This window comes from Flavobacterium riviphilum, assembly GCF_055231795.1.
In genome coordinates this window covers 266,907-287,818 of the sequence record NZ_JBUYSY010000002.1, presented here as the reverse complement: position 1 = coordinate 287,818, position 20,912 = coordinate 266,907, and the positions used below count along the sequence as shown (strand labels likewise).

The 20,912-nt window shown below is 34.2% G+C and carries 19 protein-coding genes and 1 tRNA gene; 7 read left to right on the top strand and 13 right to left on the bottom strand.

The annotated features are described in order from the left end of the window. Window positions 1-12 precede the first annotated feature (12 nt). The 3 genes from ACZIX2_RS03950 to glyA form a co-directional block, all read right to left on the bottom strand. On the bottom strand, window positions 13-1,155 hold the full coding sequence (locus ACZIX2_RS03950; RefSeq protein ID WP_463338780.1) for a serine hydrolase: 1,143 nt from the start codon (window positions 1,153-1,155) through the stop codon (window positions 13-15). Between the two features lie 150 nt (window positions 1,156-1,305). Further along, entirely contained in the window at window positions 1,306-1,899 is a 594-nt protein-coding gene (locus ACZIX2_RS03945; protein WP_463338779.1) for a MiaE family protein, read from the bottom strand. Between the two features lie 106 nt (window positions 1,900-2,005). Continuing rightward, window positions 2,006-3,280 (bottom strand): serine hydroxymethyltransferase, encoded by a 1,275-nt coding sequence (gene glyA, locus ACZIX2_RS03940; RefSeq protein ID WP_463338778.1) that lies wholly within the window; start codon window positions 3,278-3,280, stop codon window positions 2,006-2,008. Between the two features lie 108 nt (window positions 3,281-3,388). On the opposite strand from glyA, the gene fahA reads away from it, so the two are divergent. Then, complete coding sequence (gene fahA / locus ACZIX2_RS03935; protein ID WP_463338777.1) at window positions 3,389-4,672, top strand: fumarylacetoacetase; 1,284 nt, start codon at window positions 3,389-3,391, stop codon at window positions 4,670-4,672. A gap of 57 nt (window positions 4,673-4,729) precedes the next feature. Here the strand turns inward: fahA and glgB are convergent, their stop codons facing one another. From glgB to ACZIX2_RS03915, 4 genes are all read right to left on the bottom strand, one after another. Continuing rightward, entirely contained in the window at window positions 4,730-6,637 is a 1,908-nt protein-coding gene (glgB, locus tag ACZIX2_RS03930) for a 1,4-alpha-glucan branching protein GlgB (RefSeq protein WP_463338776.1), read from the bottom strand. Window positions 6,638-6,675: 38 nt separating this feature from the next. Then, a complete protein-coding gene (locus ACZIX2_RS03925; protein WP_463338775.1) occupies window positions 6,676-8,310 on the bottom strand; it encodes a trehalose synthase in 1,635 nt (544 codons plus the stop codon). Between the two features lie 2 nt (window positions 8,311-8,312). Then, window positions 8,313-10,244 carry an alpha-1,4-glucan--maltose-1-phosphate maltosyltransferase gene (locus ACZIX2_RS03920; RefSeq protein ID WP_463338774.1) on the bottom strand — a complete coding sequence of 644 codons (1,932 nt, stop codon included), beginning with the start codon at window positions 10,242-10,244 and terminating at the stop codon, window positions 8,313-8,315. 68 nt (window positions 10,245-10,312) lie between these two features. After that, entirely contained in the window at window positions 10,313-11,593 is a 1,281-nt protein-coding gene (locus ACZIX2_RS03915; RefSeq protein ID WP_463338773.1) for a glucose-1-phosphate adenylyltransferase, read from the bottom strand. A 401-nt stretch (window positions 11,594-11,994) separates the two neighbouring features. Here ACZIX2_RS03915 and ACZIX2_RS03910 point away from each other — a divergent pair, with 401 nt between their 5' ends. After that, a complete protein-coding gene (locus tag ACZIX2_RS03910; protein ID WP_463338772.1) occupies window positions 11,995-12,642 on the top strand; it encodes an alpha/beta hydrolase family protein in 648 nt (215 codons plus the stop codon). 68 nt (window positions 12,643-12,710) lie between these two features. Here ACZIX2_RS03910 and ACZIX2_RS03905 read toward each other — a convergent pair whose 3' ends face one another. From ACZIX2_RS03905 to ACZIX2_RS03885, 5 genes are all read right to left on the bottom strand, one after another. Then, window positions 12,711-13,556, bottom strand: coding sequence for a DUF2911 domain-containing protein (locus ACZIX2_RS03905; protein WP_463338771.1), 846 nt, complete (start codon window positions 13,554-13,556; stop codon window positions 12,711-12,713). A gap of 62 nt (window positions 13,557-13,618) precedes the next feature. Next, window positions 13,619-14,284 (bottom strand): HAD family hydrolase, encoded by a 666-nt coding sequence (locus ACZIX2_RS03900; protein WP_463338770.1) that lies wholly within the window; start codon window positions 14,282-14,284, stop codon window positions 13,619-13,621. Between the two features lie 42 nt (window positions 14,285-14,326). Continuing rightward, window positions 14,327-15,055 (bottom strand): tRNA threonylcarbamoyladenosine dehydratase, encoded by a 729-nt coding sequence (locus tag ACZIX2_RS03895; protein WP_463338769.1) that lies wholly within the window; start codon window positions 15,053-15,055, stop codon window positions 14,327-14,329. 39 nt (window positions 15,056-15,094) lie between these two features. Further along, window positions 15,095-15,736 (bottom strand): TatD family hydrolase, encoded by a 642-nt coding sequence (locus ACZIX2_RS03890; RefSeq protein WP_463338768.1) that lies wholly within the window; start codon window positions 15,734-15,736, stop codon window positions 15,095-15,097. Continuing rightward, window positions 15,736-16,338, bottom strand: a complete 603-nt coding sequence (locus tag ACZIX2_RS03885) for a DUF1684 domain-containing protein (protein ID WP_463338767.1) — start codon at window positions 16,336-16,338, stop codon at window positions 15,736-15,738. The genes ACZIX2_RS03890 and ACZIX2_RS03885 overlap by 1 nt, the downstream gene beginning before the upstream one ends. Window positions 16,339-16,479: 141 nt before the next feature. Between ACZIX2_RS03885 and ACZIX2_RS03880 the strand changes: the two genes are divergently transcribed. From ACZIX2_RS03880 to ACZIX2_RS03865, 4 genes are all read left to right on the top strand, one after another. Continuing rightward, on the top strand, window positions 16,480-17,709 hold the full coding sequence (locus ACZIX2_RS03880; protein WP_463338766.1) for an MDR family MFS transporter: 1,230 nt from the start codon (window positions 16,480-16,482) through the stop codon (window positions 17,707-17,709). Window positions 17,710-17,833: 124 nt separating this feature from the next. After that, on the top strand, window positions 17,834-18,190 hold the full coding sequence (locus tag ACZIX2_RS03875; RefSeq protein WP_463338958.1) for a BlaI/MecI/CopY family transcriptional regulator: 357 nt from the start codon (window positions 17,834-17,836) through the stop codon (window positions 18,188-18,190). A gap of 298 nt (window positions 18,191-18,488) precedes the next feature. Next, a complete protein-coding gene (locus ACZIX2_RS03870; protein ID WP_463338765.1) occupies window positions 18,489-20,009 on the top strand; it encodes a M56 family metallopeptidase in 1,521 nt (506 codons plus the stop codon). A 57-nt stretch (window positions 20,010-20,066) separates the two neighbouring features. Continuing rightward, a complete protein-coding gene (locus ACZIX2_RS03865; RefSeq protein WP_463338764.1) occupies window positions 20,067-20,207 on the top strand; it encodes an SsrA-binding protein in 141 nt (46 codons plus the stop codon). On the opposite strand, the gene ACZIX2_RS03860 is transcribed toward ACZIX2_RS03865, so the two are convergent. Beyond that, window positions 20,204-20,716 (bottom strand): adenine phosphoribosyltransferase, encoded by a 513-nt coding sequence (locus ACZIX2_RS03860; RefSeq protein ID WP_463338763.1) that lies wholly within the window; start codon window positions 20,714-20,716, stop codon window positions 20,204-20,206. The genes ACZIX2_RS03865 and ACZIX2_RS03860 overlap by 4 nt on opposite strands. A gap of 104 nt (window positions 20,717-20,820) precedes the next feature. On the opposite strand from ACZIX2_RS03860, the gene ACZIX2_RS03855 reads away from it, so the two are divergent. Then, window positions 20,821-20,894 (top strand) — tRNA-Arg (locus ACZIX2_RS03855). Window positions 20,895-20,912 lie beyond the last annotated feature (18 nt).

Genomic DNA, 20,912 nt, shown 5'->3' with positions numbered 1-20,912 from the left:
AAAAATTACATGCTACTTCTTTTTGTTTAAATTCTTTTCATACAATTGTCTTCCTAATTCTGCCAAAAAAGGAAAACCAACCGTTTCATACTCATAAACTCCATCATTGAAAATCTGGTTTTTATTGACTAAAATCGTAGCCGTAACCATAAATTCAATATTATTTTTAGTATCCACAATGTAGGCGCAATCTGTTAGTGTTCCGTAGGCATCCCCCACTTTATTGTAGATTTTAATATGATCTGGTATAGGATTTTTGGTATCTCCGTACATCAAAAACTTGCAATACCCATCATAATATTCTTTTGGGTCATATCCAGCATTTCGTGGTAGATTTTGCATCGAATAAAGTAAAAAATCCCTGTTTTTCTCAGATAATTTGAATCGTTGATTTTCAGCAAAAGCCTCTGGAAAAATCACTCTCTTTAATGTATTGTGTAAACTTTCAATTGGATAATCATTCTTTTTAGAAAAATCAAAAGGGGTTTTCACAATAGAATTATCATCTTTCATATACCCTATCCCTTTGAACAAGCCTTTAATTTCAAGTGGCTTGTAGCCTTGAATAGTAGTAGAAGGATACTCAATTTGTGTTCCGTCGTCTTTGAACAGAATGGTTTTATCAACCGTAGTATTTGCAGCATTTGGAACCGATAAACGATGTGTAATTAAAAAAGGCTGAATCCCTTTTTGTTTCATGCCTTCATTTAGATACTCAAATCCAATAAATTCAAATAAATGATTACTGGCTTCATTCTCACTAACAGCAAATACTTTTGAAATTTCTTCTGAAAAACGCCATTTTTTAGTATCGTCTCCTATTTGAAAGACCGAGTTAACAGACGCATTAGGTATGGTACTTAACTTTTCGAGTGCCATGACCGCAATTGGAAATTTAACTGTACTTGCAGGATAATGATAGTAATTGGCGTCTAAATTATAGGAGTAATCTTTGAAATAAACACTCTTATCTTTTCCTCTTTTGATTTCTGTGTAGATAATTTGTATTTCATGTTCTTTGGCATTTTGCATCACTTGATGAATAATCCCAGATTGGGTTTGAAGCACAGTTTGTAGAGGATCATTTTTCATTGTACTACAGCTTATCAACAGTAAAGCACTCAAAGAGCAAACCAATAAAGAGTTAAATTTCATATGTAGATTTATTTAAAGCCGCAATATAAATAAAAAAACAAATAATTGTTGTAATTTTATTAAATAAATGATTTTTTGTTACAAATGAAACAACAAGCATAAATATAAAATATTCTTACTCATAAAACTACAGCAATAATTTAAAAGAGATCAACCATGAATGGTTTCCTTTTTTCCATAATTTGATATAATAGCAGCTTCAAAGTCTAACCATTCCTTCCATCGCTTTTCCACATCAATACCTACTCCATATTTTCTTGCATAACTAATGAATGTAGTATAATGCCCTGCTTCGCTTTCCATTAGCTCTCTATAAAAAACTGCCAATTCTGGATCTTTTATGTTCTCGGAAAGTACTTTAAAACGTTCACAACTCCTTGCTTCAATCATGGCCGAAAACAACAATCGCTCTACTAAACCAGAAACTCGGCTACCATCGCTACTTCTTTTCATATACAAATACAATTCATTTACATATTCATCTTTGCGTTCTCTTCCTAATTTCAACCCACGTTTGATGATAATGTTATGCACTTGTTCAAAATGATCGATTTCTTCTTTGGCCAAGGCCAACAAATCTTTCACCAAATCTTGATACTCAGAATTATTGACAATTATGGTCATAGCATTGGTGGCCGCTTTTTGTTCGCACCATGCATGATCGGTTAGAATTTCTTCAATATTTTTTTCAACTATATTAACCCATCTTGGGTCAGTTGGCAATTGTAATCGTAATACAGACATAGCAAAAAATTAAAAAACAATAGATTAAAAAAAGAGTTTAAAATTCAATACTTTACCATAAAGTAAACCTTGAACATTAAACTCTTTATTATGATTACGAAAAGTATTAAAAAACAAACATTGCTCTTTCGCTCATCATTTCATTAACTTGAGCAGCAACTTCTTCTATTACCTCTTCATTAGTATGATTCATCAAAACTTTATCAATCATTTCAACAATAACTTCCATATCCTCTTCTACAAGACCACGAGTAGTTATTGCAGCGGTTCCCACACGAATACCTGAGGTGATAAATGGCGATTTATCATCGAAAGGCACCATGTTTTTATTTACAGTAATTTCTGCTTTCACTAAGGCGTTTTCAGCTTCTTTACCAGAGATATTTTTATTTCTTAAATCAATCAACATCATGTGATTATCAGTTCCACCAGAAATAATTTCATACCCTCTTTTTACAAATGCTTCAGCCATAGCTTTGGCATTTTTTTGCAATTGCATTGCATAGGTAAAAAACTCATCTTGTAAAGCTTCACCAAAAGCCACTGCTTTGGCTGCAATGATATGCATTAACGGTCCACCTTGATTTCCAGGAAAAACTGCCAAATCCAATAAAGAAGACATCATACGAATCTCACCTTTTGGTGTTTTATGGCCCCATGGGTTTTCAAAATCTTTCCCCATCATGATCAATCCTCCACGTGGACCACGTAATGTTTTATGAGTAGTTGTAGTAACAATGTGACAATGTGGAATTGGATCACTCAACAAACCTTTGGCGATTAAACCAGCTGGGTGAGAAATATCAGCCATCAAAATAGCACCAACGCTATCAGCAATTTGACGGAATCTAGCAAAATCCATATCACGTGAATAAGCAGATGCCCCAGCGATGATTAATTTTGGCTGCTCTTTTGTAGCAATTTCTTGAATTTTATCATAGTTCAAACGTCCTGTTTCTTTGTCTACGCCATAAAAAACGGGAGTATACAAACGACCAGAGAAGTTTACTGGAGAACCGTGTGTTAAGTGACCTCCGTGAGACAAATCAAAACCTAAAATTTTATCACCTGGTTGTAAACAGGCATGATAAACCGCAGTATTAGCCTGAGAACCAGAGTGTGGTTGAACGTTTGCATACTCCGCTCCAAATAAAGCTTTGGCTCTATCAATCGCAATTTGTTCTACTACATCTACTACTTCGCATCCTCCATAATATCTTTTACCAGGATATCCTTCAGCATATTTATTGGTTAACACAGATCCAGCTGCTTCTAATACTTCATCACTTACAAAGTTCTCAGAGGCAATAAGTTCTAATCCATGAATTTGTCTATCTTGTTCTTCAAGAATAAGGTCAAAAATTTGTTCGTCGCGTTGCATTTTATTGATTTTCGTTAATTAAGTCGCAAAAATACAAAAAATCGTTTGCTTGAAACTTAGATTATAATATATTTGGTCTATAATTTTCAACAACCTAATTAACACATTATGCCAGTTACAGCCAATAATCCAAATATAAAATCATGGCTTGATGTGCCAGTAGATAGCGATTTTCCGATTCAAAATATTCCTTTTGGCGTTTTTCTGACCAAAGAAAATGTTGTAACCGTTGGTTCTCGTATTGGCGATTATGCCATAGACCTTGGCGCCTTGCAACAACTGAATTATTTTGAAGGCATTGAACTAACCGATGATATGTTCATGCAAGATACATTGAATGACTTCATTTCTGATGGTAAAAAAACCTGGCGATTGGTTAGAAATCGAATTTCAGAAATTTTTGAAGCGAGCAATCCTAAACTTAGAGACAATGCAAAACATCGCGAGGTAGTCATCTTTAATATTTCGGAAGTAGAGATGCAACTTCCGGTTTTGATTGGTGATTACACAGACTTTTATTCGAGTAAAGAACATGCTACCAATGTTGGAAAAATGTTTCGCGATCCTGAGAATGCTTTACTCCCGAATTGGCTTCACATTCCTGTGGGCTATCACGGAAGAAGTTCTTCCATCATCCCGTCAGGTATTCCCGTTCATCGCCCGATGGGACAAACATTACCAAAAGGAGAAGACACTCCTGTTTTTGGTCCATCACGCTTAGTAGATTTCGAATTAGAAACTGCATTTATCACAACAGATGTAAACATTATGGGAGAAAACATCCCCGTTTACGAAGCCGAAGATTACATCTTTGGTATGGTCCTATTAAATGATTGGAGCGCAAGAGACATTCAAAAATGGGAATATGTACCACTAGGACCTTTTCTAGCTAAAAATTTCGCTACTTCCATTTCTCCATGGATTGTTACTTTGGATGCTTTAGAACCCTTTAGAACCAAAGGCCCAAAACAAAATCCAACCCCTCTACCTTATCTGCAATCCAAAGGTAAACATGCTTTTGACATCAATTTAGAAGTTGCTATTACTCCAAAAAATGGGGTTCCAAATATAGTTTCTAAAACCAATTTCAAATACATGTATTGGTCTATGTGTCAACAGTTAACGCATCACACCTCCAATGGCTGTAGAGTAAACTCGGGCGACATGATGGGTTCTGGAACGATTTCTGGACCAACTCCTGATAGTTTTGGTTCCATGCTCGAACTAACTTGGGGAGGCAAAAACCCCATTCAACTCAATGATGGAACAGAAAGAAAATTTCTACATGACTACGATACAGTAACCATTAAAGGTTACAGTCAAAACCACGAAGTTCGCATAGGTTTTGGAGAAGTAACTAGTCAATTGCTTCCACCTTTTGTAAGACAATAAATAAAACAATCGCTTAAAAAATATCCAAAATTTTAAGCGATTGTTTTTTTCATACCATTAGCAGTATTTTAAAATGCAAACAGCCAAAGGAGGTAGTGTTAAAGCTACAGAATAATCTCTTCCATCATAAGGTGTAGATGCTACTGTTAGTTTTGCATTATTTTCAACTCCGCTACCTTCATAGTGTAAAGCATCGCTATTAAATACCTCAACTAATTCCCCTTTTTTCGGAACACCTATTCGATAATTGTCACGAACTACAGGAGTAAAATTGGCCACTATTATCAGATTGTCTTTTTCTTGATTACCCTTTCTCATATATGTCATCACCGCATTCTCATGATCAGAATAGTTAATCCATTCGAATCCCTCTGGACTAAATTGTTTTTCATATAAAGCCGGTTCTGACTTATACACACTATTTATGGCTGTAATCGTTTTTTGAATACCCTGATGAAATGGATACTGAAGCAAATGCCAATCTAAGCTTTGTTGAAAATTCCATTCCTCACTTTGTCCAAATTCCGATCCCATGAATAAAAGTTTGGCTCCTGGATGAGTAAACATATAAGCATACAACAATCTTAAATTCGCAAATTTTTGCCATTCATCACCAGGCATTCTCCCTGCAATAGAACGCTTCCCATAAACCACCTCATCGTGTGAAAGCGGCAACATAAAATTCTCCGAAAAAGCATAAGTCATGGAAAACGTCAACTCATTTTGATGGTATTTACGATACACCGTTTCTTTCTGAAAATAATGTAACGTATCATGCATCCATCCCATCATCCATTTCATTCCAAATCCTAAACCGCCCATATAGGTTGGCCTTGACACCATTGGAAAAGAAGTACTTTCCTCTGCAATGGTTTGTACACCATCAAAATTTGCGTAAACCGCTTCATTAAAATCTTTCAAAAAACTAATAGTGTCTAAGTTTTCTCTTCCACCATAAATATTAGCCTCCCATTCGCCTTCGTTTCTAGAATAATCAAGGTATAACATAGAGGCCACAGCATCAACACGTAATCCATCGACATGATAATTTTGCAACCAAAAAATAGCATTACTTATCAAAAATGAACGCACTTCATTTCTTCCATAATTAAACACCAAACTTTTCCAATCGGGATGATACCCTTTTCTTCTATCAGGATGTTCATACAGATGAGAACCATCAAAGAAACCTAACCCATGAGCGTCTTCAGGAAAATGAGAAGGCACCCAATCTAGTATAACTCCAATACCCGCATTATGCAAAGAATCCACTAAATGCATAAAATCTTGCGGGGTGCCGAATCTTGAAGTTGGGGCAAAATATCCTATCAGTTGATATCCCCACGACGGATCGTACGGATACTCCATTATAGGCATGAATTCTACATGAGTAAACCCTGTTTCTTTCACATATTTTACCAATTTATCAGCTATTTCAGTGTACGATAAAAAACTGTTATCCTCTGCATGACGCATCCACGAGCCCAAATGCACTTCGTAAACAGAATAAGGTTTATCCAAATCATTGTATTCTTTTCTAGTAGACATCCAAGTTTGATCCTTCCATTTGTAATCCAAATCCCAAACTATTGATGCGGTATGAGGAGGTCTTTCACAGTAAAAGGCAAAAGGATCAGCCTTTTCAAAAACCCCATTATCATTGGAGGAATAAATTTTGTATTTATACACTGAACCAAGTGAAATTAAAGGAATAAAACCCTCCCAAATTCCCGAGGAATCCCATCGAACATAGAGTTGATGTTCCTCGCCTTGCCAAAAATTAAAATCTCCAATAACTTCTACAGACTTGGCCGATGGAGCCCAAACTGCAAAATATACCCCATGAATACCATCAACTTCAATAATATGGGCTCCTAATTTTTCATATAATCTATAATGTTTACCAGCTTTAAATAAACTAATATCAAAGTCAGTAAAAAGTGAATGTACTTGTACTTTATTCATTTGTATAATGTTAAACCGAATGCTTCAGTCGTGATAAATTATTGTTCTTTAAAATTCATAATACTCGCAATACCCGTCAAAGGAATTACAGACCAACGAGGTCTTGAATTCAACTCATAACCCAATTCATATACTGCTTTTTCTAGTAGACAATATTTCAATAAAAATTCTATTTCTTTGTCGTATCCAATATTTAAATTACCATTTTGTGCCACATTAGTATAGGTTTCTATAAAAATCCCTACGAAATATTTATACAATAACTCACCGGCTTTAAATAGTTCATTTTGTTCAAATTGGTATTTGTCTTTATTATTGAAAATGGTGGCATAAATTGCATAATGAAACGAACGAAACATACCTGCAACATCTTTCAAGGGAGGTTGTTTTACTTTTCGATCTCGTATGGTACTTTCTGGCTCTCCTTCAAAGTCAAGAATATAGAAATCATCACCGTTTACCAAGACTTGCCCTAGATGATAATCCCCATGTATACGAATGCGTTCCGATTTCATTTTAGTCCAATTGAAATCCAGAAACACTCGTCTAATCTTCTTTTTATTATCCAAGAATTGATTGGCCAATTCTAGAGATAATCCGTCTAATTTGTGAAGATTATTTTCAAGTATATTCAGTCGGTTTTGAAATTGATAGGTCAAACGGTTTTTTAACCAAACCGAATAATCACTATTGTACGTTATAGGCGTAAATGCCGTTTCATGTATATCACTCCCTAAGGCAATGTGCATTTCGGCAGTGCGAGTAGCTAAAGTTCGAATCCTTAAAAAAATTTTTAGTCCAGCCCAATCGATGATTTCATGCGGAACATCATTCAGTTTTAACCTAGAAAACAAGGCAACATCGGGCAATTTGTCAATTTTGATTTTTCGCACACTCAAGTTTTCGAAAATCCCATTTATTTCCTCTAACATGAACTTCCAGGCATCCCCTTGATTAGGAACTAACTCTTGCATAAGTCCTAAGGTGATATTCCCTTCTGCCAAAATAACACTTATACTTCCGGTGTATGCAGGCGAGTTTTTAAAATGCATCCTTTCTGTCAAAAACCTACTGATTTCATAATCAGGATTCATGTTGATGTATATCCTTCTAAAAATTTTGAGCACTAATGAATCATTATAAATGATAGAAGTATTACTTTGTTCAACGCCCATGAATTTGGAACTATGATAGTTTTTTTGATGCATATTAGTCCCACAATGAAAACTTAGTTTCGCATCCATTTTGTTATTGGAATGCACTATGTTATCAAACAATAGCCTTCTAAAATCTTCTTGATGCAAAGCATCTACCAGAAATCCTTGAACCCCATTCATCACAACGGGAGCTATAACAGTATTGGTTTCTATGTCTACTTCAGACATAAAAGCAATAGGCATAAAATAATGTTGATAGAATGCTTCTTTGAAATTTACTTCAAACAAAACACCATAATAAGTATGCTTTTTTGAGGAGATCTGAAACGATTCCACAATTTCAATATATTTCAAGGTACTGGCTTTTCCACCGTACCATCGCTTATTGATAATATAATTTTCTAAAATATCTGAAGAAAAAATCTTTACAAATTCTTCTTCTTTAAAAGCATTTTTCCATTCAATATTAAACTCAAATGGGTTTTGGAATTCATCAATATTACTTTTATCAACCATTACTATTGAAAATTAAATAAATGAAAAGGCAAATTAGGTCTCAATTCTATAAAATTCCATTCGTGCTCCCAATAATACGATTCGTCTGTCATCAAATCATGTACTCGTATTGGGCGATTTCCGATATGAGCATAAGGCAATTTAACCATGGCTTGAACAGTATGTTCTGCGTTTAAACTCACCACCATTAAAGTTTGATTTTCCTTAGAATCATCAAATTTATAGTAGGCTATTACTTGGTCATTATTGGTTTCACAAAAAACAATATTATTCGTTTGCTGCAACGAACTTTGTGCTTTTCTAATTGTATTTATTTGTGTAATTCTATGCATCAAATTATTATAAACAGACCAATCCCATTTAATAACTTCATATTTTTCAGAATTCAGATACTCTTCTTTACCTTGAGCAAGAGGAGTACTAATCATGTATTCGAAAACAGGACCATAAATTCCTATATTTGAACTAAGTGTGGCTGCCAAAAAATATTTTTGCAAATGCACTGATTCGTTCGCTCCTTGCAATGCAAAAGGATTAATATCGGGGGTATTAGGCCAAAAGTTGGGTCTATAATACTCTTTTTGAGCTGACTGAGTTAATTCAGTTACATACTCTGTTAATTCTCGTTTTGAATTCCTCCAAGTGTAGTAGGTATAAGATTGTGTAAAACCTTGTTTAGCTAATTCATTCATTATTTTTGGTCGAGTAAAAGCTTCTGCTAAAAACAAAACATCAGGATGTTTTTTCTTTACCTCGGCTATTAACCAACCCCAAAAATAAAAAGGTTTGGTATGCGGATTATCCACTCTAAAAATTCTAATGCCGCATTCTTCAACCCAAAACAAAGCCACATCTAACAATTCTTTCCAAAGGTTTTTCCAATCCTTTGTTTCGAAATAGATAGGCTGAATGTCTTGATATTTTTTAGGAGGATTTTCGGCATATTGAACCGTTCCATCCGGTCTCCACTTAAACCATTGAGGAAACTCTTTTACATAAGGATGATCAGGAGCAGCTTGCAACGCATAATCCATTGCTACCTCAATTCCTAGTTCGCTTGCTTTTTTCACTAAAGATTTGAAATCTTCAAGAGAACCTAGCTCGGGATGAACCGCTTTATGTCCGCCATATTGGGAACCAATCCCCCAAGGTGATCCCACATCCCCTACTTGGGCATTGGTAGCATTATTTTTACCTTTTCTATTCACTTCTCCTATTGGATGAATGGGCGGAAAATACAAGGTATCAAAACCCATAGCTGCCACCCTAGGTAATAGTTTCTCGCAATCTTTGAATGTACCATGTTGGCCTTCTTGTTCAGAAGATGATCTGGGGAAAAACTCATACCAAGTACTAAAAAGTGCTTTTTTTCTATCTACATACACAATTAATTCTTGCGAGGTATTTTCAATATAACGTACGGGGTATTTTTTAAAAATAGATTTCAACTCAGGAGACACCGCTTCCCTTATAGCAGCATCATAAGACGACTCTGTTTTGAATAAGGTTAGTACTCGATTTAGGTATTCTTTTTCTGAAGCCTCAACTTTTTGGAGTATTGCTTCTATGTATTCTGCCCCTTCTAGCAATTCCGACTTTACATATTGATTATCGTTAATTTTACGCTCGGTGCCATGTTGCCAATTCAATGCGTAATCCACCCAACCTTCAATAAAATAAGTATAATAACCTTGTTTTTCAACTGTAAAACTTGCATGCCATTCATCATTATGAGTAGGCCACATTCTCACTTCACTCCACTTTTTTTCCGATTCGTGTTTAAATTTTACACAGCACTCTAAAACATCATGTCCATCCGAAAAAACATCAGCAGCTACCGCTACTGATTGACCTACAATTCGTTTAATAAAATGCGCTCCTCCATCTAACTGTGGAACAACATTTTCAATTATAATTCGTGTTTGTTTTTGCATAAATCAATATTTATAGGTAAGTCATTGGAGGGTTTTATACCATAACGACTTAAAAAATGTACTTTCTTTTATTCAATTCTAAAATTATCTGGAAGAACTTTTCCTTTTTTGACTACTATTATACCGTCTTTAATACAATAAAGTTCTTCGGTACAGTTTTCCAAATGTGGCCCTCCATTGAGATATACATTATTCCCGATTCTACAGTTTTTATCAATCAAAGTATTGTTCAAGAAACAATTTGCTCCTATACCAACTAAACTAACTTGGTTTTGTACATCTTTCTGAATATCCTCCAAACTCTGATAAAAATCGCTCCCCATGACATACGAATTTTCAATAACAGTGCCCTCACCTATTCTAGAACGATTACCAATTACAGAACGTTTTATTGACTTTGCACTAATGATACATCCGTCAGAAATTACCGAATGATCTATTAGTGTATTGATAAATTTGGAAGGAGGCAACAATCGAGGGTGCGTATATATCTTGTTTTCGTTGTCGTACAAATTAAATTTTGGCACATCATCAGTAAGGCCAATATTGGCTTCAAAAAACGAATCTATGTTTCCAATATCAGTCCAATAACCTTCATATTGATAACTTAAAATCTTTTTATTACCAACAGCTTGAGGTATTATTTCCTTTCCAAAATCTTTGGTATCTGGGTTTTTCATAACTTCAACTAGAAGCTCTCTATTAAAAATATAAATCCCCATTGAAGCCAAGTACTTTTTACCTTGTTCTTGCATTTCCTCACTTACTTCTGACTCCCATTGAGGCAAAAGCTCAGGTGCTGGCTTCTCTATAAACGATTCGATACCACTTTGCTTATTTGTTTTTAAAATACCAAATTCAGGAGCATCTTTTGCGTTAACTGGTAGTGTAGCGATAGAGATATCAGCTTGATTAGCAATATGAGCTTCTAGCATATCATTGAAATCCATTTGATACAGCTGATCTCCTGATAAAATCAATACGTAATCAAAATCATGATTTAAAAAATGAGGCATGCATTGTCTTACAGCATCGGCTGTACCCTGAAACCAAGTAGGATTATCAGGCGTTTGTTCTGCTGCCAGAATATCTACAAAAGCATTGGTAAATATGCTAAAATTATAGGTGTTCTTGATATGTGCATTTAATGATTTAGAATTGAACTGCGTCAACACAAAAATCCGAAAGATGTCTGAGTTCATACAATTTGAAATAGGAATATCTACTAATCGATATTTCCCAGCAATAGGCACAGCAGGTTTTGATCGAAATTGAGTAAGTGGAAACAAGCGTGATCCTTGCCCTCCTCCCAAAACGATTGCAATCACATTTTTCTTTTGTTGTTTCATGATAAATGGTTCTAGTATATACGATTGTAAATCACTGATATTAAGTACTTAAGATTCTAAATACTTAATAAAAACATATTTTAAAAGCATATTTTACTAAAAAAACAGTGCTTTAATAATATTTTCTTAAATTTAAGAAAAATAAAACGGTTTACAAATATTTAGAGATAATTATAAAAATGCCAAGCAACAATTCAAATACAAACAAAAATTTACGAATACCAAAATTTATTTTATATTCAGCTAAGATATCCTCAGTATTATCCACTCGACTTACAACACGTTTTGCCGCATTGTTATTTGTTACCCCAATCAAACACAAAGCGCCTAAAAGAGAGCATGAAATGTACAGAAAAAGCAAAAAGGAATTCTTACACATACCAAGTCTTAACAAAAAAATAATGTGCTATCGGTATGGTGAATCACAAAAAAAAGTGCTCTTAGTTCATGGTTGGTCTGGTCGTGGAACTCAATTATGCAAAATTGCTGAAGCTTTTACAAAAAATGGTTATGCCACAGTGAGTTTTGACGCTCCTGCCCATGGAAAATCACCAGGTTCAACAACAATAATGTCTGAATTCATTGCCGCCATTCACGAAGTAGACCAAAAGTACGGCCCTTTTGAAATAGCCATAGGTCATTCCCTTGGAGGCATGTCAGTTTTAAATGCACTAAAAAATGGGTTAAAAGTAAAAAATGCAGTAATTATAGGAAGTGGCGATGTTGTTAAAGACATTATTGATGATTTTATTTTCAAATTAAAGATCAACCCCAAGTTTAGTACACTTTTAAAAGAATACTTTGAAAAAAAATACGGTGGAAAAATGGACGATTACTCCTCCTACAAAGTTGTATCTTCTATCACAACTCCTTTACTTATTATACACGATAATGACGATTATGAAGTCCCTGTTTCTGCTGGAATTCACATTCACGAACATGCAATTTCAAGTTCATTATTGCTAACCAACAATCTTGGCCATAGAAAAATTCTTGGTGACAAAGTCGTTATTGAAAACATTATTACTTTCATTAATAAACACAAATAATTAGAAAACAATATCAAAAAAAATCCCAATCTGCTAGATTGGGATTTTTTTTGAGCTTTTTAAACGGATTATTTTTTACTCCATTCAGCGATGCTTTCTTTATTCATTTTCACATAATCCTGATTCTTTGCAGACTCAGCACCAGCTAGAGATAATTTTGCAGTTTCTACTGCTCCTGCTTTATCCCCTTGTTTGGCTTGAATTAAAGATTTCAATCTTAAATACCAGTAAGGTTTTTCGGCACTTAATTCTAAAGCTTTATCAATGTATGTTCTTGATTTTGAAAGATCACCATTGGCTTGAAATAAATACTGTGCTGCAGAAAAATAGTCACCAGCTGTGGGTCCTGCTAATACTTTGTTGATACTTTCTGTTGCTATTTTTTCAGTTGGAACTTCAAATTTCAAAGAAACAGAGGAATTTTCCCAAGCAATATCTAAATGTCCCGCATTCATCGACAAGTTATTAATTCCAATGGTAAAAGATTCTACCGCTTTAGGCAACGCTTCTTCTTTTACTGTAGTACGCAAAGCTACATTAGCCTCATTAAATTCAGCTGGCAACCCCCAATTGTCAGTAGTGGTATAAAAAATTATTTCCCAACTTTCAATTTTCGGAATGGTATATAAAGCATACTTACCTTTTTTCAATGTTTTCCCATCAATGATCACATCATCAGAAAAAGATATTGTTGTATTAGCATTAGCTCCTGTTCTCCATAATTTACCAAATGGTACTAAATTTCCAAAAACAGGTCTTCCTTTTGCCGCTGGTCTAGAATATACCACTTCAACATCTGTGAGTCCCACAGTTTGCATGATAGTCGCTTTTGGACTAGCAGCAGGTGCTTTTACTTGTGCTTCGATTGTGAAATTGGCAATAAATATCGCCAATGCAATAATAATTTTTTTCATAGGTGTAATTTAAGTTAGTTTTTCAAAATTACAAATAAGATTGACATCTCCTCTACTTAAGTTTAGATTTTAAATCCGTATTGTTTTACAATTGCTGCATCTAAGTCATTAAAATCAGTTACCAAAGCATTAGCTGTTGTCAAATCTTGATCCTTAGAATGCAAACTGGCATAGCCTACACAAAATATGCCTGCCGCATTGGCTGCTTTCACCCCATTGGTACTATCTTCAATAACAATACATTGTTGTTTTGGTGCTACTGACAAACTTGCTGCATGCTCAAAAATTGCAGGATGAGGCTTCGATTGTGGAAAGTCTTCCCCACTAACTATATGCGAAAAATATTGATGTAAATCAAAGCGTTTAAAAACACGATCAATAGTTACTTTTGAGGCAGATGAAGCTACTATAAGTTGCATTCCATTTTGATAAAGATCTTTTATTAAGTTTTCTACCCCTTCTAGCAAAGTCAAATCCTCTTTAGTATCAAAAGCATCATTAAAAAGATTTCTTTTTTGCTGAATCAGGTCCTCAACTTCTTGAGACAAATTAAAATTAGATTTCAAAATTTGAAACGTATTTCGAGTTGACAACCCTGTAAAAGAAGTGTACATCTCCTCGGGTACTGTGATGTTTAACACCTCAAATTGTTTATAATACGCATAACGATGTACAGGTTCTGTATCCACAATCACTCCATCCATGTCAAAAATTACGGTCTGTATCATTTTTTTATTTTTTGTTATATTTTTTTTAATAATTAATAGAATCTATTCTTCTGCTTTATCTGTTTTCAACAAATGGCGTATAACGGTTTCGGCAGCATACAAACCAAAAAGTCCTGGCATATAACTATTGGTGCCATAAAAAGATTTTTTGAAATTGGACCCATCTGTCAATTTTAAACTGGTAGGATCTTGGATTTCTGAAGAAAAAACTACTTTTAATTTGAACAATTTATGCTCTTTTAATCGCCTTTTAATAGTACGGGCAAAGCTACAATTAATGGTTTGTGAAATATCTGCAACTTTCACTTTTGATGCCTCCATTTTTCCGCCGGCTCCCATACTACTGATAATTTTTACCCTATACCTTCTAGCACCTAAAATCAAATTAATTTTGGGAGTCACACTATCGATACAATCTAAAACATAATCAAAGTCATTATTTACGATTTCAAAAGCACGTTCTGGTGATAAAAATTCTTTTACTCGTGTCAATTTCAATTCTGGATTTATATCCATCAATCGATCTCCAACCACCTCAACTTTAGGTTTTCCTACTGTAGAATGTAAGGCGGGCAACTGTCGGTTGATATTGGTAATATCTACTACATCGCCATCCACTATCGTTAAGCTACCCACTCCGGCTCTAGCTAAAAATTCGGCTGCAAAAGATCCTACTCCTCCTAAACCTACTACTAATACATTTGATTTTCTTAATTTTTCCAATCCATCAGCTTTAAACAAAAGCTCTGCTCTCTCGGTCCATTGTGCCATTTTAAAGATTATTTTTTAGTTAAAGAATTATTTATTTTTTTAAAATAGTGCATTGAAATTTTGATTTACTATAGTTTGAATTTCTTCCACTGCTAGTGCTTTATAAGCTGCTGCAGCGGTATAAACTTCTTGTATTTTGATGTCTGCCACATCCGTTTCTAATAAAAACCGATCGTTGGGAGTGTTCTTTAAAACCAATGCTAAATTTGAGTTTTCCAAAATTTGTTTTCCAAAGGAAAGATAAAAGCCGTGATGCAATAATTGTTGCGCTAAAATATCTTTTTTGGAAAACCCATGAATTATTAAAGGAATGGTAGTTTTAACTTTCGTTTTTAATGCTATGAGTTCTTGATAACCGTTTACACAATGCAGAATTACAGGTTTTTGTATTTGCTCTGCAATTTCCAATTGTTTTTCCAAAACTTTCATTTGCATTTCTAAATCTACTGCGCTCCTTTTATCTATTCCACATTCGCCAATAGCCATACATCCTGATAGTTGTACTTTATCTTTTAAAACTTGAAAATCGTCTTCTAACCGATCAATCTCAATAAACATGGGATGTATACCAACAGAAAAATATGGTATTTCGGAATCAAAATCGTTGGGATATTGATTTACTATTTCCAACACCTTTGCTTGATGGGTAAATTGATGCGTATGTAAATTAATAAATTGCATTAGTCTTTAAAACGTTTTACACCTGCTTTAATTGCAATATTCAAATCATTTTCTATTGGAACTTTGGGGCAAGAATAACGATGACTGTAAGCACAATAAGGATTGTAAGCTTTGTTGAAATCTATCAAGAGTTCATTAGAATTGGGTACTTTCAAATCAATATATCTTCCACCTATATAACTTTCCTTTCCACAAGTCAAATCAAAAAAGGGCAAAAATAAATCATCCTCATTACCTTGCTTTTTAGAATATTCAACATCTTGGTATACATTCAAAGTAAATGATTGATTCTCTATTGTAAAACTTACTTCGCCATATTTTACATACAATGGTTTTCGGTCCGTTGTGGTTTTCATCAAAAAAGGCACTTCGTTGGGAGTACGTTTTAAAACTGCCTTAACACAAAACTTTTCATCAATCGAATAAAATTCAAGGGCTTTAAATTTTGCCAAATCTTCTTTGTTTAAAGGACTATGTTTGGGATCTGAAAATTCGATATTCAAATCGTTTTGAAATTTTATAACTGAATTGCTATCAAAAGGAGCTTGTGCTTGAATAGCGTTGAAATATAGAATTGCAAAAACAAAAAATGCTTTTTTCATGTACTTTTTTTTGCAAAAATAATTTATCCCTCTCAAAAAATGATCAAATTCGACATGTAATTTATGCCAACAAAGTCAAATAACAAGGAACCCTAAATTTTAAATTTTCAAAACAGTACCTTTGCAGCAAACAAAAAAACAATGCTTACAAAAGGATTTCAACGCTATATTGATAATTACAGAGGGTTTTCTAGAGAAGTTTGGATCTTAACGATTATGACTTTTATAAATCGTGCAGGAACAATGGTGCTCCCTTTTTTATCAAAATATTTAAAGGAAGACCTTGGATTTACCTATTCACAAGTAGGATGGGTTATGGTTTGTTTTGGTTTTGGTTCGATGCTGGGTTCTTGGTTGGGAGGAAAGCTATCTGACAAGATTGGTTTTTATCGCATTATGGTATTCAGTTTATTTACTACTGGTCTTTTGTTTTTTGTGGTACAATATATTACCTCATTTTGGGGACTCTGCGTTAGTATGTTTGTCATCATGTCTATAGCAGATATGTTTCGACCTGCCATGTTTGTTTCGTTGGGCACCTATGCCAAACCCGAAAACAGAACAAGAGCGTTAACCTTGGTTCGTTTGGCAGTAAACCTTGGATTTGCCGCTGGACCTGCTTTAGGTGGTTTGATAATCATTGGAATGGGATACCAAGGATTGTTTTGGGTGGACGGAGCCTCATGTATAATTGCTATTAGCTTATTTGCCTTTTTAGTCAAAGAAAAAAAATCAGTAAAAAATACCATAGAGATTTCTAACGAATCAAATCAAACGGTTTCTGTATTTAAAGACAGTATTTTCTGGATATTCTTGTTTGTTTGTTTTATAACAGCTGTGTTATTCTTTCAATTATTTACCACTTTACCTTTGTATCATAAAGAACAATTTGGGCTGTCCGAATTTCAAAGCGGATTATTATTGTCCTTCAATGGTTTGTTGATTTTCTTTTTAGAAATGCCTATTGTAAGTACATCGCAGAGAAAAAACATCAACAAACTCAAGATCATTCTGTGGGGTTGTGTTTTCATGTCTATTAGTTTCTTGGTATTACTTCTTCACTCTTGGGTTGGCTTTTTGATTATTAGCGTTTTCATAATCACTTTTGGAGAGATGTTTATATTCCCTTTTTCAAATTCATTTGCATTGAGCCGAGCACCCAAAGGTCATGAAGGACGCTATATGGCGCTTTTCACTATGAGTTTTAGTTTGGCGCACATCGTCAGTTCGAAAACGGGCATGGAAATCATTAGTCGATTTGGCTATCAAAACAACTGGTTGTTCATGAGTGCACTAGGCCTCCTTTCCGTACTTGGTTGTATCTGGATATTGAAATTGGTACAAAATGAAAAACAAAAATCCTCTTCATAACTTCGTCTACACACCTATAGAAGAGCAATGTCAACTTAAAATTTAGTTAAATAACTATAAAATTAGTTTACCAACTAAAAAAATAGTTATAAGTTTGTTGTATCACAATCACAAATTAACCATGATGCAAAAACTTACCAACAAAGAAGAAGAAATCATGCATATTTTATGGAAGCTAAAAAAAGCTTTTGTAAAAGAAATACTCGCAGAAATCACTGACGAGCAACCCCACTACAATACACTGTCAACTATTGTAAGAAATTTAGAAGAGAAAGGTTTTGTTGCTCATCTGGCTTTTGGCAATACCCATCAATACTTTCCTGTAGTTACTTTGGAAGAATATCGCAAGAAATTCATGAAAACTGCTATCGAAAATTTTTTTGATAGTTCCTACAAAAACATGGTAACCCATTTTGCTAAAGAAGAAAAAATATCAGCCGCTGAGTTACGTGAAATACTTGCTATGATAGAACAAAAATAAAGATATGGAAACGCTCTTTCTTTACCTATTAAAATCGAGTGGCTTGATTGTAATGTTCTATCTTGCCTATCATTTTTTGTTACGCAAAGAAACATTCTTTTCGCTCAATCGCTATTTCTTATTGAGTGGCCTTGGTATTGCCCTCACATTACCGTTATTTTATATCAAAAAAATTGTCTGGGTCACAACAACAAAAGTCCCCATGCTATTTTCGCCCCTATCATATAAACAAATACATACGAATGATAGCTTTGAAATAAATTGGTTTAGTGTAATTTTTGGATTGTACCTGATCGGTTTGGCTGTATTATTTTTAAAACTCGCCCTAGACTTTAAAAGCCTAAAAAACCTTTTACGTCATCAAGAATCGGAACGCCAAACCAACTTCAAACTAATCGATGTTGCTGAAAAAATTGCTCCATTTTCATTTTTCAACACTATTGTTTTCAACTCCAGCTTGTATTCAACACAAGAATTACAAAGTATTTTAGAACACGAAAAAATTCATAGTGAACAACATCATACTCTTGATGTACTAATCATTCGTTTTTTCAGTATACTTTTTTGGTTCAATCCTTTTATTTGGTTATACCAAAAAGCCCTTTTACAGAATCTCGAATTTATAGCCGATCATAAAGCCATACAGCGTCTTTCAGACAAAAAAAGCTACCAATTGGCTCTATTAAAATTTACCACTCACGAAAATTGTGTGGCTCTTACCAATCATTTTCATCAATCATTAATCAAAAAACGAATCGTTATGTTAAACAAAAATCAATCTCACAGAAGGAATTTATTGAAATACACTTTGATAATTCCAGCATTAATGGCATTTGTAATACTTTTTCAAGTAAAAGTAATTGCACAAGAAAAACCAACTATTACTATCTCTTCCTCGATAGCAAAAGAAAAAGACCTTGTTTGGGTAATTGACAAAAACACAACCGATTTTAAGTTGAAACAAGACATAGAACAACTTAAAAAAGAACACGGTATCACCCTGAAAGTATCAAAAATAAAGCGTAATGCTAATTTTGAAATTACGGCAATAAAAATCCAATACGAAGATCAATTTGGCAACAAAGGCAGCAACCAAGTAGCAAGCGATCATCCCATTGCTCCATTTTCTCTCATCAAAAAAACAGACGATTATGGAAAAACTAATTTAAGTTTACTTTCTGGTAAACCTAATAAACTTAGTAACCATAAAAAAATTGCCATCACAACTAAAGATAAAGAAAGCGACAATTTTACTTTTTCTTTTAGTGATGACGAAGACGAAATTAGTACTACTACTAGACCAGAAATACCAGAAACACCAACTCCACCCAACCCAGCATCAAAGGCCTCTCCTGCTGATAAACCTGAGTTACCCGCACAACCAAATGTGAAAATTGAAAAAAAGATAAAAGTATTTACTGAAAAAAATGGCGATAAACCAACGGTTTACATTAATGGTAAAAAAATTGATATTGATTTAGACGATCTAGACTTTAGTTTTGACCCAAGTTCCTTTTTAAATTTAGATGCTTTGGATGAAGACATAGCAATTCAAGGCAATGCCAAAAAAGGCACCATTATTATTACTTCAAAAGACGGAAAAACCGAAATCAACTTGGGTAAAGAAATGGAGCGATTTAAAGAAGAAATGGAAAAAGCCAAATCTGAAATGATACGAGCATTTAGAGAACGCGAAAAAGTTACACCAGAAATTGAAAAAGCGAAAAAGGAAATGGAAAAAGCAAAAGCAGCCATGGAAAAAGCTCGAATAGAACTAGAGAAAGCTCGAGCAGAAGCCTTAAAACAACAAAAAATATAAAGAAAAATGACGGTTTTGATAGACCGTCATTTTTTTTATATTTGAAGAAAAAAACATATGTTTAAAATTTTAGCTCGAATTAACAAATTCATCTTACCAAGTTTCACCAAGCAACGATTAGATATCAATAAAGCCAAAAAGTGGCAATTGGCATTAATCGGCTATAGATATTATGTAACCAAAAGAGCGCTTGATTAATATTGAATGGCAGCAAAAATCTCATTTGCTCCCAATTTTTCTCTTCCGTTTAGGAAGGAAAGTTCCATTATAAAATTACATTGTACAATAATACCGCCTAATTGCTCGACCAAATCGCATACTGCTTTGGCTGTACCTCCCGTAGCCAAAACATCGTCATGAATCACCACTAAATCCCCTTTTTGAATGGCATCGGTATGAATTTCCAAAGCATCAAATCCATATTCTAATTCATATGAAGCCGACAAAGTTTCGTAGGGTAATTTTTTAGGTTTACGAACTGGAATAAAACCAGCATTTAATTCTTGTGCCAACAAAGTGCCCATAAAAAAACCTCTACTTTCTACGCCAACAACCTTATTAATTCCGCGGTCTCGTAATGAAGAAACTAAAATTTCAAGACATTCTTTCCTTGCACTAGGGTCAAGAAGTAATGGAGTTATATCTTTAAACGAAATTCCTTCTTTAGGAAAATCCTGAATATCACGGATATACTGATCTATTTTCATTTTTTTTTATTTTTACTAATAAATACGCTTGCAAGTTACACATTTATTCCTATATTTGCACCCGCAATCAAGGCTTAGTTATAAACACCAAGCCATTAGCAAAAGGCCTCGTGGCGCAACTGAATAGCGCATCTGATTACGGCTCAGAAGGTTACAGGTTTGAATCCTGTCGAGGTCACAAAAAAACGCAATTATC

What these genes read in the sequence shown, in the direction of transcription:
- ACZIX2_RS03950 (WP_463338780.1), bottom strand. Translation starts at nt 1,155, where the DNA reads ATGAAATTTAACTCTTTATTGGTTTGCTCTTTGAGTGCTTTACTGTTG.
- ACZIX2_RS03945 (WP_463338779.1), bottom strand. Translation starts at nt 1,899, where the DNA reads ATGTCTGTATTACGATTACAATTGCCAACTGACCCAAGATGGGTTAAT.
- glyA (WP_463338778.1), bottom strand. Translation starts at nt 3,280, where the DNA reads ATGCAACGCGACGAACAAATTTTTGACCTTATTCTTGAAGAACAAGAT.
- fahA (WP_463338777.1), top strand. Translation starts at nt 3,389, where the DNA reads ATGCCAGTTACAGCCAATAATCCAAATATAAAATCATGGCTTGATGTG.
- glgB (WP_463338776.1), bottom strand. Translation starts at nt 6,637, where the DNA reads ATGAATAAAGTACAAGTACATTCACTTTTTACTGACTTTGATATTAGT.
- ACZIX2_RS03925 (WP_463338775.1), bottom strand. Translation starts at nt 8,310, where the DNA reads ATGGTTGATAAAAGTAATATTGATGAATTCCAAAACCCATTTGAGTTT.
- ACZIX2_RS03920 (WP_463338774.1), bottom strand. Translation starts at nt 10,244, where the DNA reads ATGCAAAAACAAACACGAATTATAATTGAAAATGTTGTTCCACAGTTA.
- ACZIX2_RS03915 (WP_463338773.1), bottom strand. Translation starts at nt 11,593, where the DNA reads ATGAAACAACAAAAGAAAAATGTGATTGCAATCGTTTTGGGAGGAGGG.
- ACZIX2_RS03910 (WP_463338772.1), top strand. Translation starts at nt 11,995, where the DNA reads ATGTGCTATCGGTATGGTGAATCACAAAAAAAAGTGCTCTTAGTTCAT.
- ACZIX2_RS03905 (WP_463338771.1), bottom strand. Translation starts at nt 13,556, where the DNA reads ATGAAAAAAATTATTATTGCATTGGCGATATTTATTGCCAATTTCACA.
- ACZIX2_RS03900 (WP_463338770.1), bottom strand. Translation starts at nt 14,284, where the DNA reads ATGATACAGACCGTAATTTTTGACATGGATGGAGTGATTGTGGATACA.
- ACZIX2_RS03895 (WP_463338769.1), bottom strand. Translation starts at nt 15,055, where the DNA reads ATGGCACAATGGACCGAGAGAGCAGAGCTTTTGTTTAAAGCTGATGGA.
- ACZIX2_RS03890 (WP_463338768.1), bottom strand. Translation starts at nt 15,736, where the DNA reads ATGCAATTTATTAATTTACATACGCATCAATTTACCCATCAAGCAAAG.
- ACZIX2_RS03885 (WP_463338767.1), bottom strand. Translation starts at nt 16,338, where the DNA reads ATGAAAAAAGCATTTTTTGTTTTTGCAATTCTATATTTCAACGCTATT.
- ACZIX2_RS03880 (WP_463338766.1), top strand. Translation starts at nt 16,480, where the DNA reads ATGCTTACAAAAGGATTTCAACGCTATATTGATAATTACAGAGGGTTT.
- ACZIX2_RS03875 (WP_463338958.1), top strand. Translation starts at nt 17,834, where the DNA reads ATGCAAAAACTTACCAACAAAGAAGAAGAAATCATGCATATTTTATGG.
- ACZIX2_RS03865 (WP_463338764.1), top strand. Translation starts at nt 20,067, where the DNA reads ATGTTTAAAATTTTAGCTCGAATTAACAAATTCATCTTACCAAGTTTC.
- ACZIX2_RS03860 (WP_463338763.1), bottom strand. Translation starts at nt 20,716, where the DNA reads ATGAAAATAGATCAGTATATCCGTGATATTCAGGATTTTCCTAAAGAA.